The sequence below is a fragment of the Corynebacterium minutissimum genome, from assembly GCF_016889765.1.
GTDB classification, from domain to species: domain Bacteria; phylum Actinomycetota; class Actinomycetes; order Mycobacteriales; family Mycobacteriaceae; genus Corynebacterium; species Corynebacterium minutissimum_B.
Genome location: NZ_CP069533.1, coordinates 1,703,272 through 1,719,541, shown reverse-complemented (window position 1 = coordinate 1,719,541; position 16,270 = coordinate 1,703,272). Strand labels below are relative to the sequence as shown.

16 protein-coding genes and 1 pseudogene are annotated in these 16,270 nt (G+C 61.2%); 4 read left to right on the top strand and 13 right to left on the bottom strand.

Going from position 1 to position 16,270, the window contains the following annotated elements; all coding sequences use genetic code 11:
- The first annotated feature begins 75 nt into the window (after positions 1-75).
- Both eccD and I6J26_RS08060 read left to right on the top strand, forming a co-directional pair.
- Positions 76-1,383: a type VII secretion integral membrane protein EccD gene (gene eccD, locus I6J26_RS08065; protein WP_115021168.1), complete on the top strand. Its 1,308-nt coding sequence runs from the start codon at positions 76-78 to the stop codon at positions 1,381-1,383.
- Positions 1,380-2,348: pseudogene (locus I6J26_RS08060) on the top strand (S8 family serine peptidase); the annotation flags it as partial. The gene eccD and the pseudogene I6J26_RS08060, both read left to right, overlap by 4 nt.
- 157 nt (positions 2,349-2,505) lie before the next feature.
- Here the strand turns inward: I6J26_RS08060 and eccB are convergent.
- The 13 genes from eccB to secY form a co-directional block, all read right to left on the bottom strand.
- Complete coding sequence (gene eccB, locus I6J26_RS08055; RefSeq protein ID WP_115021167.1) at positions 2,506-3,792, bottom strand: type VII secretion protein EccB; 1,287 nt, start codon at positions 3,790-3,792, stop codon at positions 2,506-2,508.
- Positions 3,793-3,847: 55 nt separating this feature from the next.
- Positions 3,848-4,705, bottom strand: coding sequence for a tRNA pseudouridine(38-40) synthase TruA (gene truA, locus I6J26_RS08050; protein WP_039673774.1), 858 nt, complete (start codon positions 4,703-4,705; stop codon positions 3,848-3,850).
- Positions 4,706-4,720: 15 nt separating this feature from the next.
- On the bottom strand, positions 4,721-5,554 hold the full coding sequence (locus tag I6J26_RS08045; protein ID WP_039674330.1) for a trimeric intracellular cation channel family protein: 834 nt from the start codon (positions 5,552-5,554) through the stop codon (positions 4,721-4,723).
- A 101-nt stretch (positions 5,555-5,655) separates the two neighbouring features.
- Positions 5,656-6,177 carry a 50S ribosomal protein L17 gene (gene rplQ, locus I6J26_RS08040; protein ID WP_115021166.1) on the bottom strand — a complete coding sequence of 174 codons (522 nt, stop codon included), beginning with the start codon at positions 6,175-6,177 and terminating at the stop codon, positions 5,656-5,658.
- 77 nt (positions 6,178-6,254) lie between these two features.
- Complete coding sequence (locus tag I6J26_RS08035; RefSeq protein WP_039673770.1) at positions 6,255-7,265, bottom strand: DNA-directed RNA polymerase subunit alpha; 1,011 nt, start codon at positions 7,263-7,265, stop codon at positions 6,255-6,257.
- A 69-nt stretch (positions 7,266-7,334) separates the two neighbouring features.
- The gene (gene rpsD, locus I6J26_RS08030; protein WP_039673768.1) at positions 7,335-7,940 is read right to left on the bottom strand and encodes a 30S ribosomal protein S4; all 606 of its coding nucleotides are present in this window, start codon (positions 7,938-7,940) and stop codon (positions 7,335-7,337) included.
- 21 nt (positions 7,941-7,961) lie between these two features.
- A complete protein-coding gene (rpsK, locus tag I6J26_RS08025) occupies positions 7,962-8,366 on the bottom strand; it encodes a 30S ribosomal protein S11 (RefSeq protein ID WP_039673766.1) in 405 nt (134 codons plus the stop codon).
- Between the two features lie 3 nt (positions 8,367-8,369).
- Positions 8,370-8,738 (bottom strand): 30S ribosomal protein S13, encoded by a 369-nt coding sequence (rpsM, locus tag I6J26_RS08020; RefSeq protein ID WP_039673764.1) that lies wholly within the window; start codon positions 8,736-8,738, stop codon positions 8,370-8,372.
- Positions 8,739-8,924: 186 nt separating this feature from the next.
- Positions 8,925-9,143: a translation initiation factor IF-1 gene (infA, locus tag I6J26_RS08015; protein ID WP_003854422.1), complete on the bottom strand. Its 219-nt coding sequence runs from the start codon at positions 9,141-9,143 to the stop codon at positions 8,925-8,927.
- A gap of 296 nt (positions 9,144-9,439) precedes the next feature.
- A complete protein-coding gene (locus tag I6J26_RS08010; RefSeq protein WP_115021165.1) occupies positions 9,440-10,231 on the bottom strand; it encodes a L,D-transpeptidase in 792 nt (263 codons plus the stop codon).
- Positions 10,232-10,268: 37 nt separating this feature from the next.
- Complete coding sequence (map, locus tag I6J26_RS08005) at positions 10,269-11,066, bottom strand: type I methionyl aminopeptidase (RefSeq protein WP_115021164.1); 798 nt, start codon at positions 11,064-11,066, stop codon at positions 10,269-10,271.
- An 11-nt stretch (positions 11,067-11,077) separates the two neighbouring features.
- Positions 11,078-11,623 (bottom strand): adenylate kinase, encoded by a 546-nt coding sequence (locus I6J26_RS08000; protein ID WP_115021163.1) that lies wholly within the window; start codon positions 11,621-11,623, stop codon positions 11,078-11,080.
- Positions 11,623-12,948: a preprotein translocase subunit SecY gene (gene secY / locus I6J26_RS07995; RefSeq protein WP_115021162.1), complete on the bottom strand. Its 1,326-nt coding sequence runs from the start codon at positions 12,946-12,948 to the stop codon at positions 11,623-11,625. The genes I6J26_RS08000 and secY overlap by 1 nt, the downstream gene beginning before the upstream one ends.
- 446 nt (positions 12,949-13,394) lie before the next feature.
- Here secY and I6J26_RS07990 point away from each other — a divergent pair, with 446 nt between their 5' ends.
- On the top strand, positions 13,395-14,702 hold the full coding sequence (locus I6J26_RS07990) for a class I SAM-dependent methyltransferase (protein WP_115021161.1): 1,308 nt from the start codon (positions 13,395-13,397) through the stop codon (positions 14,700-14,702).
- 13 nt (positions 14,703-14,715) lie between these two features.
- The gene (locus tag I6J26_RS07985; RefSeq protein WP_115024225.1) at positions 14,716-16,203 is read left to right on the top strand and encodes an FAD-binding oxidoreductase; all 1,488 of its coding nucleotides are present in this window, start codon (positions 14,716-14,718) and stop codon (positions 16,201-16,203) included.
- Positions 16,204-16,270: the final 67 nt, after the last annotated feature.

Genomic DNA, 16,270 nt, shown 5'->3' with positions numbered 1-16,270 from the left:
TGCCACCAGTAAGCCACAATGAACGGCAATGGGCAAGGGGTAGCCCAGAAATTTTTCTCGGGGGAGGTACTTTCCATGACCCGCGCACTCGCGCATTCCATTCACGTCACCGTCCGCATCCATGCAGGCCAAGCACGCAAAGAGGCAGATGTATCCCTGCCGTTGTCCTCGAGCGTCGGGGAGGTGTTGGGAGAGCTGCTCGTGCTTGTCGACGTCCCTCCCGCCCCCATCCTCTGGCGCGCCACGACCGCTTCGGGCAAGGCCGTATCAATGACCGCACCGCTTGACCGCACTCCGCTCGAGGACGGCTCCGTGTTGGTGCTTAGCCCGGAGGAATCACCGCCCGCCCCGATTGTCCGGGATGCGGCGGAAGCGCTCGCTGCCGACGCACCATCAACCACTCTGGAGGGTCTCGCGGGCGTGTGGGGCTGCGCCGCGATCATCGCCATCGGCGCGCTCCTCACGGCTGCCTTGTCCCCAGCAGTGGGATGCACCGCCGCGGCAGTTCTTGCTGTCGTGCTGGCGGTGTGGACGCAGCGCGGTACGCTGTTGGCCGCAGCGCATATCGCTGCCGGCTTAGCCGGCTGGTTCGGCGTGGGTGGCTCTGACGCGAGTTCGGCGGCGCTTGCCGGTTCAGCTGCAGCACTGGCCATCTTGGCGCTCCTTTCCCACCTCCTGCGCTTAGGCGGGCTACGGGCGCGAGCGATAGCCGCGACGTGGTGCGTGCTCGCGGTCATCGGGCTGCTGGGTGCTGCCCCGCTCCTCGCCGCAATCCTGGGGCTTCTCGCAGGCGCTCCCCTGCTCACCACGCGACTAGCGGGTCTGCGCGTACCGCAGCTGCCCACCGCCGGTCAAGATTTGAGCATCTCAGACGACGTCCCTACAGATAACGCTGACAAAGCCCGGCGCGCCGGGGAGGCTTATGAAGGAATCGCTGTGGGCTGCGCGCTGGCCGGTATTCCCGCAGTGCTCTTCATCGCGCTGAGCGCCCACGACGCTGAGACAGTCAGGGCTTCTCAAGCCTTATGCCTGAGTATCGCGGGCGGGGTCATCGTCCATGCAGCACGGCATGCCCGGACCGTGGCTGCCTGGGCACTAGGGCTTCTAGGGGTGGCCGCTGCCAGTGCTGCGGTGGCCGTGGCGGTGCGGGAATGGCAGCTGTTGTCCTCCCCGACGGCGACAACGTGGGTACTCAGCGTTGTTGCTGGGCTCGTCATTATCGCGATGCTCTCAGCCCCAGTGTGGGCGGGCACCCTTACCCACGTGGAACCGACCACCATCGTGTGGTTTGAGCGGGCTGAGGCCCTCGCATTGGCGGCCTGCTTACCGCTTGCGGCACACGTAGCAGGGCTCTTCGAGTTCATCCGGGGGCTGGGTTCATGACAACGAGCAGACACGTCGGGATGATGACGCTCAGTGTCGGGCTGCTCTGGGCTGGGGCCTCAGTGGATAGCCCGCAGGCTGTCGCGCGTGAGCCGGATACCCCCTGCGCGGAAGCTACTCGTGCGGCACAGGGACCGCAGCCCTCGGCGCAGTATGAGGAGTACCGCTCGCGCCTGCATTCCTTTGCCACGGGTGCTGGGGTAAAAGTCGCAGTTATTGATACCGGCGTGGCCGCCCACCCGCAGCTGCGGGTAACACCTGGGGCGGACTTCGTGACTCCGGAGGAACCCGACCCTTTGCGTGACTGCGACCTGCACGGCACTGTCGTGGCCGGCGTCATTGCCGGACGTGACCTCGGCGTGGCCCCAGATGCGGAAATCTACTCCATCCGGCAGACCAGCGCGCACTATCGGACCTCGCCGCCCGCCGATGCGGAAGGTGCAGAGGGTCCAAGCGAGGATGCTGAGCAGGCGGGTTCCGGCACGCTCGCGAGCCTGGCGGCAGCCATTGAGGATGCCGTTGACGCCGGGGCCCACGTCATCAACGTGTCTGTCGTCTCCTGCGTGCCGTCGGATTCTGCAGCACGGGTCGATCGTTCTGGCTTGGATGCCGCCCTGCAACGCGCGGAGGATGCTGGGGCGGTGGTCGTGGCGGCGTCAGGAAACGCGACCTCCGGTGGCTGTGAACAAGGAGACGTCGTGTTCCCCGCCGTGGCAGAAACGGTCCTCTCCGTCGGTGCCCTGGCCACGCCTCACGAACTCGCCGACTATTCCATTGGGGCACCTTTGAGCGCCGAGGGCGACGTGCCCCTTGCTCTCGAACCTGGTGGTGGGTGGGCCACTGCCAAGGGAGACACGCTGTTCCAGGGCACCTCCTTCGCCGCTCCTCTGGTCAGTGGAACGGTTGCCCTACTCACGCAGCGCTACCCCGATGATTCTCCGGCCCAGCTACGCGAGCGCATCATCGGCTCGGCAGAGCCAGGCAACGGGGTGGTCGATCCGCTTGCAGCGCTGACCTACCGTCCGCTGGAAAGCGAGAACCCATACCGCGACATCAGCGTGGTACCGCACACCCCACCGGCCTCGGCCGGTTGGCCGCGAGTCCGTAGGTTGCTGGCGCTTCTTACTTGCCTTCTCCTGGTGACAGCAGTGAGCGCTCGTGCTTTAAGGCCTCAGCGCGGCTCAGCGCGGAGCCTTCCGGCAGCAAGCGCAGAATTTCCCATGGCACCTGTTCCGGCTCACCAAGCCCCAGGGAATTAAGCTCGGCAGCGCTGGCCAGCTCGTGCCTTCTGCCTGTGGGCGAGACCACGTGATAGCCGTGCCCGCTATCCACACCTACCCCTGCCTGCAGGCCAGCGAAACGCTGTGCTGCCGATTCACCCGGCAGGTCCACTGTGGCGGTGACCGGCTGAATACTTCCCGCGCCATGGTGGTGGGTCGCGCACAACCATCCCTGCTCAGGCGAGAGGAACTCGACGCGGGTGGTGGGCAGGTGGAAGGTCGGTGGGACGTCGCTGAGCACAGCAACGTCCTGAGCCTGCGCGGGGAGTCGTTGCGCGCCAACGCCCACGAGCATCTCTGCCTGCGTCGGCGTAATGGCGAAAACTCCTTCTTCCGTGCGGGCCCAGAGCTGCTCGCCGGTATCGAGGATTTCCGGCGGCACGGCCGGAAAGCTCAGCGGTTCCAGCTCAGCGAAGGCATTGAGCAGCTCCGTCGGAACGCTCCACACCGCTGTTTCTGCAGTCATGCCCAAAGCACGGCGCAGCACACGGCCCTGCGTACTCGTGGCCTCCGGCAGGACGACGCGGCCCTGTCCGGTGAGCAACCACTGGGTTCCATCAGTTTCCGCCACGGCGGCCTGCTCTTCATCGAAGCCACGCCCACCATGATGGGCCACAACTGTCACGGTGCCAACGCGGTTGCTGGACTGCCAGTTCTCCCCCTCCGTGGACTCTTCCAGGCACGCCGCCCAGCCCGGTTCCTCTCCTGTCCCGGCCGCCAAAAGATTCGGTGCATCCACAATCCCCAACGGTGTGCCCAGACTGACCTGCTCTAGGAAGCTCTCCCCAACAGCGCTGGGTTCCACCGGTTCGTTGGCGATGAGCCGGGCGGAAGCCAAATTAGCCACCGGGTGGTAGGTTCCGTTGACCAGCGCTAGAAGCTGTCCTTCGGACGAGCGCACAACCGGTGCATCACCGGGTTGCGGGTCCGGCTGCATCCACGCGATGAGCCCCGAGCCAAGACTCAAGAAGGCTACTGCGGCTACCCCGCCAAGCAAAGCGCGCTGGCGCCTTTTCAATGGATCATGAATCATGCGGATGTCCCCAAACACGAGTCCGTGCTCGAGGCGGCGCAAAAGGAACTTGTGGCCCGACACCTGGGCCTTGGTCGTTGGCAACGCGCGTGCCATGAGAATCCTCCCCCGAATCTGAGCGCCACCCTCCCACGGCGCAGTGGGTTCTAGATTAACCCAACTCGGTATCCTCCGCAGCGCGACGACCACGGGTCATCGCCGCCCGCGCGGCCAACTGGTCCGCATCGGGGTAATCCACGCCCACCAGGCTCAAACCTTGAGCATCAGCAAGCGGGATCTCTGAGGACCGGCTTTCTTCCCGCAGCATATGGGCGGCGAAGTCAACTCCGCGCGAGCCCTCCCCCACCCGCAAACAGCAGCCCACCAACGAGCGCACCATGGACCAGCAAAAGGCATCCGCGGTTACGTGCGCCTCGTAGAGCTGCGGCTCCGCGGGCGTCGACACGTCCTTCCACTCAAAGGCAAGGAGCTCGCGAATGGTCGTGGCGTGCGGCTTCGCCTTGCAGAAAGCCACGAAGTCATTGAGCCCCACCAGCTGATCGGCCGCGGCCTGCATTAGCTCCAGGTCCACTGGCTTGAACCACGTCGCGGTATCGCGTGCGCGAGTCGGAAGTGCACCGCGCGGATGGGTGGTGATGCGGTAGACGTAGCGGCGGCGTAAGGCAGAAAAGCGCGCGTCGAAATCTGCGGGAACTTCGGTGCAGGCGTGGACGCGGACGTCGGCAGGCAGCAACTTGGCCAAGCGCTTCACCAGCTTGGTGGGATCGCCGTCAATGCTGCGCTGTCCCAGCGCCGCCCGTGTGGTATCTAAGTGCGCCACCTGACCGCTGGCATGCACTCCGGCATCGGTGCGCCCAGCCACGGTGAGCTCCACTGGGTGGCGCAGCACCATGCTCAGCTTCTCCTCAACGGTCTGCTGAACAGTGCGCAGGCCGCCCTTCTGCTTGGCCCACCCGTGGAAGTCGGTGCCGTCGTAGGCCAAGTCTAGGCGAAGGCGAACGTTAGTCATGGATGCTGATTCTACCTAGTCGTTGGCATTCCACTCGCGATTGAGTTCCCAATCCTGGGCCGCGTGCTGGCGCTTCGCGCTCTTGCTCACGCCCAGCTTGCTCAAAGCGGCATAGCCAGCCCGCTTGGGGTGCTTTAGATTCTTCTTGGCCTGGCCGGCTTTGCGCTTGGCCTTGCGGGCGCCATCCCGAACAATGCGGGCAGACAAGCGCAGGCGCGGGTCCATGGGTTGTTCGGCTCCCCGGTATTCAAACACCGGCAGCGACCATCCAAAGTAGATCGCAGCCACGCGCAGCGCCAGCGCTAGGCATACCGTCACGACGCCAGCGACCTCATCGCTGAGCCCCAGCTCCATCAATCCCGCATAAGAAAAGGCTGCAAGAACAGAAATGGAGGCGTACAGCTCGGCGGACAAGACCAGCGGGATACGGTCGGACAACAAGTCACGCAAAATACCGCCAAAGACACCGGTCAGCACCGCAGCCACGGCAGCGATAACCAACCCATGGCCATGTTCCAAGGCCTTCTGAGCACCAAGGACACTGAATACCGCAAGGCCCAGGGCGTCGAGAAGCAAGAATACATGCCGGAAATAGTGCATTAGGAAGGACATATAAACCGTGGCGACGGCGGCGGCCACCACGGCCAAGAGGAAGCGCGGTTCCGCCACCCACGTCAACGGGTAGGCGCCCAGCACCATGTCGCGGATCGTGCCGCCGCCCAATGCGGTGACTGCGCCCAACATGATGACGCCAAACAGATCCATCTTTTGCCGGCCAGCGGACAGCGCAGCGGTCATCGCCTCGGAGACGATGCCGATTACGTACAGCACAGTAAACAGCGGGGTCATAGAGTATACGTTCTGGTCGGGGTTATATAGCCCAGAAAGCATAACAAAAGGCCGCAGCCCCACCTAAGGTGGTACTGCGGCCTAGTTAAGGCGAGAGAAGTTTACTTCTCCTCGGACTCCTCAGCAGCGGTCTCCTCGACCTCTGCCTCGGTTGCCTCTGCCTTTGCTTCCTCAGCGGATTCAGCCTCAGCCTCTTCGGCCTTAGCTTCCTCAGCCTGCCTGGAAGCAGCTGCGCGGGTAGCGCGGTTAGCCTCGGAGGTCACGGTCTCCTCGAGAACGAGGGAGATCTGAGACATCGGGGCGTTGTCACCGGTGCGGTTCTCCAGCTTGATGGTGCGGGTGTAGCCACCCTCACGGTTCTCAAACTTCGGTGCCAGCTCGTCAAAGAGGTGGGCAACGACATCCTTGTGCGGGATGAGCTTGAGAACAGCGCGGCGGTCAGCAACGGTGCCGGACTTAGCCTTAGTGATGATCTTCTCGATGTACGGACGAAGAACCTTCGCCTTGGCATCGGTGGTCTTGATTGCGCCGTGCTCGATCAGGCTAGCTGCCAAGTTGCTCAGCAGGTGAGCCTGCTGCTTGGCGGAGCCTCCGAGACGGGCACCCTTCTTAGGGGTTGGCATTGTGTACTCCTCGTGTGCGGATAAATTGAGCGCGCAACGAGCGCTTCACAAGCGCCGTTACGATTCAGCGGAATTCTTTACTCGGAATCCTCAGAAGCCGGGTCCTTGAAGTCACCGGTTTCTGCGTCGTAACCTTCGAGCTGGGTCGGGTCGAAGTCCTCAGGGGTGTCCTTGAGAGCCAGGCCCAGGTTAGCCAGCTTGATCTTTACCTCGTTGATCGACTTCTGACCGAAGTTGCGGATATCCAGCAGGTCCGATTCGGTGCACTCGGCGAGCTCACCAACGGTGTGGATCTCCTGACGCTTCAGGCAGTTGTAGGAGCGAACGGAGAAGTTCAGATCCTCGATCGGCATGCTGTAGGCAGCAATGTACTCCGTCTCCTGCGGGGACGGGCCAATCTCAATGCCCTCAGCGGCGGTGTTCAGCTCGCGAGCCAGGCCGAAGAGCTCGACCAGGGTGCCGCCGGCAGAAGCCAGGGCGTCGCGGGCAGAAATCGAGTTCTTGGTCTCGACGTCGATGATCAGCTTGTCAAAGTCAGTACGCTGCTCAACACGAGTAGCTTCGACCTTGTAAGAGACCTTGAGTACCGGGGAGTAAATCTGGTCGACCGGGATACGGCCGATTTCCCCAGAGGTAGCGGCAGCCGGGACGTAGCCGCGGCCGCGCTCGACGACGAGTTCCATGTCCAGCTTGGCGGACTCGTTCAGGGATGCAATGTGCAGATCCGAGTTGTGGATCTCCACGCCAGCCGGCGGCTGGATGTCACCTGCAGTCACCTCACCCGGGCCCTCCTTGCTCAGGTACATGACCACCGGCTCATCAGAGTCGGAGGACAGGACCAGACCCTTAATGTTCAAGATGATCTCGGAAACGTCTTCCTTCACACCGTTGATAGTGGTGAACTCATGGAGTACACCATCAATCTTGATGGAGGTTACTGCTGCGCCCGGAATGGAGGACAGCAGCGTGCGACGAAGCGAGTTACCGAGGGTGTAGCCGAAGCCCGGCTCGAGCGGCTCGATGACGAACTTGGAACGAGACGAGTCGATGAATTCCTCGGTGAGCTGAGGACGCTGGGAAATAAGCATGGAATTTCTCCTTGTCGGCGCCCGCTATATGACGCCGGTAGAAGGGGTAAAGAATCAGATATCGAAAGTTTACTTCGAGTAAAGCTCGACGATGAGCTGCTCCTGCAGCGGGATGTCGATCTGAGCGCGCTCGGGCAGCTGGTGCACGAGGATGCGCAGGGTGTCCGGGACGACCTGCAGCCACGCCGGAACGTTGGCGTCAATCAGGCGATCCTGGGCCTCTTCGAACCATTCCATCTTCTGGGAACGCTCGCGGACATCGATGATGTCGTACTGAGTGACCTGGAAGGAAGGAACGTTGATCTTCTTGCCGTTCACGGTGAAGTGACCGTGGGAGACAAGCTGGCGAGCCTGGCGGCGGGTGTTGGCCAGACCAGCGCGGTAGATCACGTTGTCAAGACGGGACTCGAGCAGGACAACGAGGTTGTCACCGGTCTTGCCCGGGAGGCGGTTAGCCTCAGCGTAGTAGCGACGGAACTGACGCTCCAGCACACCGTAGGTGTACTTTGCCTTCTGCTTCTCCTGGAGCTGCAGCAGGTACTCAGATTCCTTGATGCGGTTGCGGCCAGCCTGTCCCGGAGGGTACGGGCGGCGCTCAAATGCCATATCGCCGCCGACCAGGTCGACGCGCAGACGGCGGGATACGCGGGTAGCGGGGCCAGTATAACGAGCCATTGTTTTACCTCTTCCTTTCCCTTAAACCTTGCGGCGCTTGGTCGGACGGCAGCCGTTGTGCGGCTGTGGGGTGGCATCCGTGATCGAGTTAACCTCGAGGCCTGCTGCCTGCAGGGAACGGATGGCGGTCTCGCGGCCGGAGCCCGGACCCTTGACGAATACGTCAACCTTCTTCATACCGTGGTCCATTGCCTTGCGGGCAGCGTTCTCAGCGGCCATCTGGGCTGCGAACGGGGTGGACTTACGGGAACCCTTGAAGCCAACGTGGCCGGAGGATGCCCAAGAGATGACAGCACCGTGCGGGTCCGTGATGGACACGATGGTGTTGTTGAAGGTGGACTTGATGTAAGCGTGGCCAGCGGCCACGTTCTTCTTTACGACGCGACGACCACCACGGCGCGCGCCGGAACGAGTCTTCGGTGGCATGTTTTACTTCTTCTTTCCTGCGATCGTCTTCTTCGGACCCTTACGCGTACGAGCGTTGGTCTTGGTGCGCTGACCACGTACGGGCAGGCCACGGCGGTGGCGGATGCCCTGGTAGCAGCCGATTTCAATCTTGCGACGGATGTCAGCCTGAACCTGACGGCGGAGGTCACCCTCTACCTTCCAGGTAGCTTCAATAACGTCACGCAGCGCCGACAGCTGGTCATCATCCAAGTTGTCGGTGCGCAGGTCGGGAGAAATGCCGGTCTTTTCCAGCAGTTCCTTGGCACGGGAAGGTCCAATGCCGTAGATGTAGGTGAGAGCAACCTCCATGCGCTTGTTGCGCGGGAGGTCAACACCAGCTAGACGTGCCATATGGCTAGTCCTTTCGGGTTGTTACGATGGTTTTCTCCTCATCCGTCCCCCACCACGCATGCGCTTCGCCCCGGGCCGTGCCGGGGAATCAGTGGGCATGCTTAGCAGTGCGGGCTCAGGCCATCGCAGCCTGAGGTAGAAAGGGACGCATCAAGTGCGTCCCGTGGATAAGGAGGCTTACTGTCTTTACTTGTAGCGGTAGACGATGCGTCCGCGGGTCAGGTCATAAGGAGACAGCTCTACAACAACGCGGTCCTCCGGGAGGATGCGGATGTAGTGCTGACGCATCTTGCCAGAGATGTGTGCAAGAACCTTGTGTCCGTTGTCGAGCTCGACGCGGAACATTGCGTTGGGCAGGGGTTCGACGATGCGACCCTCAACCTCGATTGCGCCTTCCTTAGCCATAACCTCTACTTTTCTGGTGAGCGTTGGGAGTACGCCGCGCTTGGCGACGTCCCCATCTTCACCTGCATGTTTGATGTCTACTGCCTGGTGTCCTCTGCCTGTACTCCAGCATTGGGAAGCACGACGTGCAGACACCAGCTCTCAAGCATACGCTGCGACAACGCCATTTCCAAATGTCGCTAGCGCAGGACACTCTATAAATGACCCATGACACGCCGAAAGCCCGTCGCCTAGGTTAGGCAACGGGCGTTGAACATCTACTTTTATACGGTGTGAAGGAGAGCCCCTCACACGTCTTAGTAGATGAAGACCTTGGAGCCCATCGGCACATCGTTCCAGTAGCGCACGGCGTCCTGGTGGGTCAGGCGGACGCAGCCATTGGACTGATAAGCCGGGGAACCTTCGTGGAAGGCGTGGCCATTGTTGGTGAAGTACATGGCGTACGGCATCGGAGCGTCGCCGAACTCCCAGGAGATCTCGTCCTTGATCTTGCGGTTGATGTAGAAAGTACCGGCCGGGGTCTCCTCGCCCGGCTTACCGGTGGACACACCCTGAGCAACGTAGGTGACGTTGCCATTGCCGTCCTGCAGCCAGGAACGGTGGCCACTGCGGTCGACACAAATGCGGGCATCGGCCGGGCACGGACCGGTATCGAAGCGCTGGGCCTTGCGCTCGGCTTCAGCTTTACGTGCAGCTTCCTCGGCTGCGGCCTTTTCACGTGCCACCTGCTCAGCGTGAGCGCGCTCTTCAGCTTCGCGTGCCGCGCGAATCTCCGCGTTCTTCTGCTCGATAAGGCCCGGGAAGATCAGCTCGATGGCACCGTCGATGACGGGACGAAGCGCGTCGGCTGCCTGCGGGTTAGAAGCTCGGAGGGACTCGAGAATGTCGTTGCGGGACGTCCATGCGCTCTCCCGCGTTTGGCCCAGGAAGCTATCGACCTGAGACTGAACGTCGGAGGACAAAGTATCGAAGGATGGGGCAGTCTGCGCATTGGCAGCAGGAGCGGTCAGAAGAGAGACGGACACGAGGCCCGCTGCGGCTGCTCGGCGTAGGGAACGAGCACCAGAGTGGGAACGAATTTTAGACATGGCAAAAAGTATAAACCTTACCGCCATGAATTCCTACCTAAGCGTAGCGCTGCGTCAGGATTCGGGGACCATTCTCCGTGGCCGCCACGGTGTGTTCCCAATGGGCGGCGAGGGAACCGTCGGTGGTAACGACCGTCCAGTCGTCGTCAAGCACGGCGTTATCTTCCGTGCCTAGGGTAAGCATCGGTTCAATGGCCAGAACCGATCCGTCTTGAATGATAGGGCCGCGACCGGCTTTGCCTTCATTGGCCAGGTAGGGTTCTTCGTGCATTTCACGACCGATTCCATGGCCGCCGTAGCCGTCGACGATGTAAAGCTCGACGCCAAATTTGTCTTCAGCAGCGTAAGTGGCTTGCTCGAGGGCAGCAGAGACATCGGTGAGGCGATTGCCCGGAACCATGGCCTTGAGGCCCTCGTGGAGGACCCATTCGGTGGCATCGGACAGGGCCTGGGCCTCAGCGCTGAGCTTTCCGACGCCAAACGTCCACGCGCTATCCCCTACCCAGCCATCGAGGGTGGCGCCGCAATCGATGGAGATGAGGTCACCGTCGCTAAGGACGATATCGCTACTGGGAATGCCGTGGACAATGACCTCGTTGACGGACGCACAGATAGAACCTGGAAAGCCGCCGTAGCCCTTGAAGGTGGGCACGGCACCGGCATCACGAATGGCCTGCTCAGCTACCTCGTCGAGCTCCAGCGTGTTCACGCCAACCGCGGCGGCAGCACGCACTGCCTGCAGGGCGCGGCCGACGATTTCACCGGCTGCTTGCATAGCATCCAGCTCGCCCGGGGTGCGGGCAGGTATGGTCCTCGTGCGTCGTCGAAAAGCCATAGCGAAGGGAGTTACTTGCCCATCGCCGTAAGCGCGCGCTCGTTGATCTCCTCGACGGACCCCTCAGCCTGGATCGGGATGATGGCCTCACCATAGTGCTCGATGAGCGGGAAGGTCTCGTCGCGGTAGACACCGAGGCGGGTACGGATGGTCTCCTCGGTATCGTCAGCGCGGCCGCGGGCCAGCATGCGCTCAACGACGACATCCTCGGACACCTCGAAGTTGAGAACTCCGTCTAGCTTCAGGCCCTTGTCGGCGAGCAGCTTCTCCAAGATGTCTGCCTGCTCGACGGTGCGCGGGAACCCATCCAGAAGGAAGCCGTCCTGAGCGTCATCCTCGTTGAGGCGATCCTCCACCATGCGAGCGGTAACGTCCGTCGGAACCAGCTTGCCGGCGTCAATGTAGGACTTGGCCTCAACGCCGAGCGGGGTACCTTCACCAATGTTGGCGCGGAAAAGGTCACCGGTGGAGATGTGCGGGACGCCGAGCTTCTCGCTGAGGAGAGCGGCTTGGGTGCCCTTGCCGGCACCGGGAGGGCCAAGGAGTACGTAACGCATTACTTAAGCAGTCCTTCGTAGTTGGATTGTAGGAGCTGGGACTCGATCTGCTTGACCGTGGTCAGGGCAACCGAGACCATAATGAGGATAGCGGTACCACCGAACGCGGAGGTTCCGCTGGCACCCGCGCTGCCAATGCCCAAGTCCAGAAGAATATTCGGCAGGACGGCGATGAGTGCCAGGTAGATCGAGCCGACGAACAGCAGACGGTTCATAACGAAGCCCAAGTATTCGGCGGTCGGTCGGCCCGGGCGAATACCCGGGATGAATCCACCATACTTCTTCATGTTGTCCGCCTGTTCAGCCGGGTCATACTGAACCGACACGTAGAAGTAGGAGAAGAAGATGGTCAGCGCAAAGTAGAGGACGATGTACTGCCAGGAGCTCGGCGCCTGCAGGTGAGCAATGATGTTGCGCTGCCACCAGTTATCCGAAACACCCGGGGAGCCGGAGTTCACGATCTGCGTGATGAGCACCGGCATGTAGATCAGCGAGGACGCGAAAATGACCGGGATAACGCCGGCCTGGTTGACCTTAAGCGGCAGGTAGGTGGAGGAACCACCGTACTGGCGGCGGCCTACCATACGCTTGGCGTACTGCACCGGGATGCGGCGCTGGCCCTGCTCGATGAAGGTAATACCGACAACCAGGAAGATGAGGCCGGCAACGACCATGGCGAAGACCAGACCACCGTTGTTCTGCAGAATGTTCAGACCGTCGGTAGGCAAGCGCGTGGCGATACCAGCGAAAATCATCAGGGACATGCCGTTACCGATGCCCTTTTCGGTGATGAGCTCACCCATCCACATCACGAGGACAGCACCTGCCGTCATCGTGATGACGAGGACGATGAGGGTAAACAAGTTGCGGTCCTCCGCCAGGACGCGCACACCTTGTCCCAGCAGCTGCTCGCGGTCCGCCAGAGCCACGATGCCGGCCGACTGCAGAAGCGCCAGCGCCAGGGTGAGGTAACGCGTGTACTGCGTCATCTTGGCCTGGCCCGACTGGCCTTCCTTCTTCAGCTGTTCGAAGTGCGGAATGACCACGGTCAGCAGCTGCACGATAATCGACGCCGTAATGTACGGCATGATGCCGATGGCGAAGATGGACAGCTGCAGCAGCGCACCACCGGAGAACAGGTTAATCACCGAGTAGAGGTTGCCGGATTCTTCCGTCAGCTCGCGAAGACGGCCAGCAATGGTGGCGTAATCGACGCCCGGGGACGGGATCTGCGCGCCAACGCGGTAGAGAATAATCATCACGAGTGTGAAGATGATCTTCTTACGCAGGTCGGCGTCTTTAAAAGCCTGCAAAATGGCGGACACTACTCAATCCTCCTGGCCTACCGCGCTTAAACTGCGGGCCGTAACTGCCGCGCACGGAGGTGGAACTCATCTGTTCCTACTGTATGAGAGCCTTTTCAGGCACATCATAGGAACGGTTGAACACTTTTGACCCCATTACCCTACCAGCCGCGCGCTCTTTCTCCACATCAACCCCTCCGAATTCACAGCACAGTGGGCGCATCTCAGGCCCCCACGGAAGCTCTCAGACAGTAATTCCGTCGATGGCTGACACCTCTGCCTACTGGAAATAGTTTCGTCCTTAGCGGTATTTCCTATTCCGGCCTACCATGGTCTGTGTTGCCTTCCGGCAATGTCACTACAAGGTGACCTACTCCTCTTCGACCTCTCCCGCGACGCCCGGGGCGCCTCGGAGTACGGCCGTGTTGTATCAGCCTGACGATGAAGCGAAAGAAGTATGTAGTTTTATGAGTACTCGATTTACGCCTATGACCGTGGCGGAGATTATCGATGCTTTCGTCCCACATCCCAACCCTTTCCGTTGGGAAGCTTTCGATGGTTCCGCCACAGGGCCGACCTCAGCGAAGTTCACAGTGCGCATCAATAGTCTTCAAGGCTTGGCTTATATCGCTACCCGCCCGGGTGATGTTGGTTTCGCCCGCGCGTACGTTACCGATGGAATCACGGTTGAGGGTGAGCATCCAGCACACCCCTACGGAATCTTTAACGCCCTCCATGTCATGTACGACAAGTTCACCAAACCCGACCCGGCAACCCTTGCGCGCGTGGTGCGCTCACTGGCGTCCCTGGGCGCGTTCCAGATTCAACCGGTTCCCGACGTCGAGCGCGCCTCTTGGCTGCGGCGCAAGCTGCACGAGGGTCTGTCCAAGCACTCCAAGGAACGCGATGCCGAGGTGATCTCTGACCACTACGACGTGGGTAATGATTTCTACGAGCTCTTCCTCGGTGACTCGATGACGTACACCTGCGCGTACTACCCCTCCCCCGACGCCACTTTGGATGAGGCACAGGAAAACAAGTACCGCCTCATCTTCGACAAGTTGCGGCTCAAGGAAGGCGACCGCCACCTCGACGTCGGCTGCGGCTGGGGCGGCATGGTGCGCTATGCAGCCAAACGCGGCGTGAAATCCCTCGGCGTGACCCTGTCTAAGGAACAGGCCGAATGGGGCCAAGCCAAAATCAAGGAAGAGGGCCTCGAGGACCTAGCAGAGATCCGTTTTATGGATTATCGCGACGTCACTGAAGAAGGTTTCGACGCCATTTCTGCCATCGGCCTACTCGAGCACATCGGCGTGAAGAACTACCCCGATTTCTTCCGCTTCCTTAACGGCAAGCTGAAACCCGGCGGTCTCATGCTCAACCACTGCATTACCTACCCGGATAACCACAAAACCCCCAAGGGCGGCTTCATCGACCGCTACATCTTCCCCGATGGCGAGCTGTCCGGCTCCGGCACCATCACCAAGTGCATGCAGGACGCCGGATTTGAAGTCGTGCATACCGAGTCCCTGCGCTTCGACTACATGCGCACGCTCCACGATTGGTGCGAGAACCTCAAAGAGACGTGGGAGGAGGCCTGCTCCCTGGTGGGCCTGCCCACTGCACGTTTATGGGCCATTTACATGGCGGGGTCCGAGTGGGGCTTCGAGCACAACATCATCAACCTCTACCACTTCCTAGGCGTCAAGCTGGGGGACGCCGGCTCCCGCGCTGGTGTTCCTGAACGCCGCTGGTGGGAAGATTCGCGTTTCTAGGAGGAGAATTATGATGTCGCGTCTCATTAACCGAATCAGCCATCACCGCAGTGTCGATGCCGTAGAGATCCCGCCGGTGGGCTGGCGAGCGCATAGGGAGGGCGTCGATAAGCTCCTGCGTAGCTTCCGCGCCGTGCCGAAGGATAAGCGCGTCCGCCTTTCCAAGAAAACCTCGAATCTCTTCCGCGGCCGCAGCGGCGAGCAGATGGGGCTCGATGTCTCCGGCCTAACCGGTGTCATTGAGGTAGACCCCATCGCGCAGACCGCCGAGGTTCAGGGCATGTGTACCTACGAAGACTTAGTCGACGCCACCTTGCCGCATGGACTCATGCCTTTTGTGGTGCCGCAGCTGAAAACCATCACGCTCGGCGGCGCCGTAACGGGTATGGGCGTGGAATCCACAAGCTTCCGCGATGGCCTGCCGCATGAATCGGTGGTGGAGATGGATATCCTCACCGGTACCGGGGAAATCGTCACGTGCTCGCGCGACAAGAACGTCGATCTGTTCCGCCTCTTCCCCAACTCATATGGCTCCCTGGGATACGCGGTGCGCCTGAAGATTGAGCTGCGGGAGGTGAAACCCTACGTGGAGCTGCGGGAAGTGCGCTTCAACGACGTCGACTCACTCGCACGCGTGCTTGACGACGTCTCCCGTACCCACACCTACAACGACCTCGACGTCCACGGGCTCGATGGAGTGGTTTTCTCCCCGGACGAGGCGTATCTGGTCATGGCGCGTTTCACGGATGAGGAGGGGCCGACCTCGGACTACACGAGGGACAAGATCTTTTATCGCAGTCTCCAGCATGCCCGCGGTATCCGCCACGACCGTTTGACAGTGCGCGATTACATCTGGCGCTGGGATACCGACTGGTTCTGGTGCTCCCGCGCCTTCGGTGCCCAGAACCCGCGGGTACGCAAAGTATGGCCCCGGGAGCTGCGGCGCAGCTCTTTCTACTGGAAGCTCGTGCGCTTGGACCGCAAGTACGAGCTCGAGTACAACTTCATCAAAAAGCCCAAGGGTCTTCCTCGCGGCGAGCGGGTAGTGCAAGACATCGAGGTCACTCCGGAAAACTTGCCGGAGTTTCTGCGTTGGTTCTTTCAGGCCTCCGATATCCAGCCAGTATGGCTGTGTCCGATCCGCCTGCGCGACGGTGTGGAAGACCTCATCGGTACCGGTGACATCGCGGCTAGTTCGCCTGATCCCTGGCCGCTCTACCCGCTATTGCCAGGCCAGACTTGGGTCAACGTTGGTTTCTGGTCAGGGGTGGAGGGCAACCACGTCGACCCGACTGCTCCCGGCAATGGCGCCTTCAACCGCATCATTGAGGCCAAAGTAAGCGAACTCGGTGGGCACAAGTCCCTATACTCGGAGGCCTTCTATTCCCCCGAAGAGTTCGCGTCACTCTACGGCGGCGAACTACCCGAACACATCAAGGCGGTGGCCGACCCAGACAACCGCTTCCCGACCCTCTACGACAAGACGGTCAACGACGCTTAAGATGGGCTGCTAAACAGCCCGACCCCCATCACCAGGAGCTCATCCCTGGCCATGGGGGTCTTGCTAC

Excerpts from the sequence above, each read along its gene's own strand:
- eccD (WP_115021168.1), top strand. The coding sequence starts at position 76 with ATGACCCGCGCACTCGCGCATTCCATTCACGTCACCGTCCGCATCCAT.
- eccB (WP_115021167.1), bottom strand. The coding sequence starts at position 3,792 with ATGGCACGCGCGTTGCCAACGACCAAGGCCCAGGTGTCGGGCCACAAG.
- truA (WP_039673774.1), bottom strand. The coding sequence starts at position 4,705 with ATGACTAACGTTCGCCTTCGCCTAGACTTGGCCTACGACGGCACCGAC.
- I6J26_RS08045 (WP_039674330.1), bottom strand. The coding sequence starts at position 5,554 with ATGACCCCGCTGTTTACTGTGCTGTACGTAATCGGCATCGTCTCCGAG.
- rplQ (WP_115021166.1), bottom strand. The coding sequence starts at position 6,177 with ATGCCAACCCCTAAGAAGGGTGCCCGTCTCGGAGGCTCCGCCAAGCAG.
- I6J26_RS08035 (WP_039673770.1), bottom strand. The coding sequence starts at position 7,265 with ATGCTTATTTCCCAGCGTCCTCAGCTCACCGAGGAATTCATCGACTCG.
- rpsD (WP_039673768.1), bottom strand. The coding sequence starts at position 7,940 with ATGGCTCGTTATACTGGCCCCGCTACCCGCGTATCCCGCCGTCTGCGC.
- rpsK (WP_039673766.1), bottom strand. The coding sequence starts at position 8,366 with ATGCCACCGAAGACTCGTTCCGGCGCGCGCCGTGGTGGTCGTCGCGTC.
- rpsM (WP_039673764.1), bottom strand. The coding sequence starts at position 8,738 with ATGGCACGTCTAGCTGGTGTTGACCTCCCGCGCAACAAGCGCATGGAG.
- infA (WP_003854422.1), bottom strand. The coding sequence starts at position 9,143 with ATGGCTAAGGAAGGCGCAATCGAGGTTGAGGGTCGCATCGTCGAACCC.
- I6J26_RS08010 (WP_115021165.1), bottom strand. The coding sequence starts at position 10,231 with ATGTCTAAAATTCGTTCCCACTCTGGTGCTCGTTCCCTACGCCGAGCA.
- map (WP_115021164.1), bottom strand. The coding sequence starts at position 11,066 with ATGGCTTTTCGACGACGCACGAGGACCATACCTGCCCGCACCCCGGGC.
- I6J26_RS08000 (WP_115021163.1), bottom strand. The coding sequence starts at position 11,623 with ATGCGTTACGTACTCCTTGGCCCTCCCGGTGCCGGCAAGGGCACCCAA.
- I6J26_RS07990 (WP_115021161.1), top strand. The coding sequence starts at position 13,395 with ATGAGTACTCGATTTACGCCTATGACCGTGGCGGAGATTATCGATGCT.
- I6J26_RS07985 (WP_115024225.1), top strand. The coding sequence starts at position 14,716 with ATGTCGCGTCTCATTAACCGAATCAGCCATCACCGCAGTGTCGATGCC.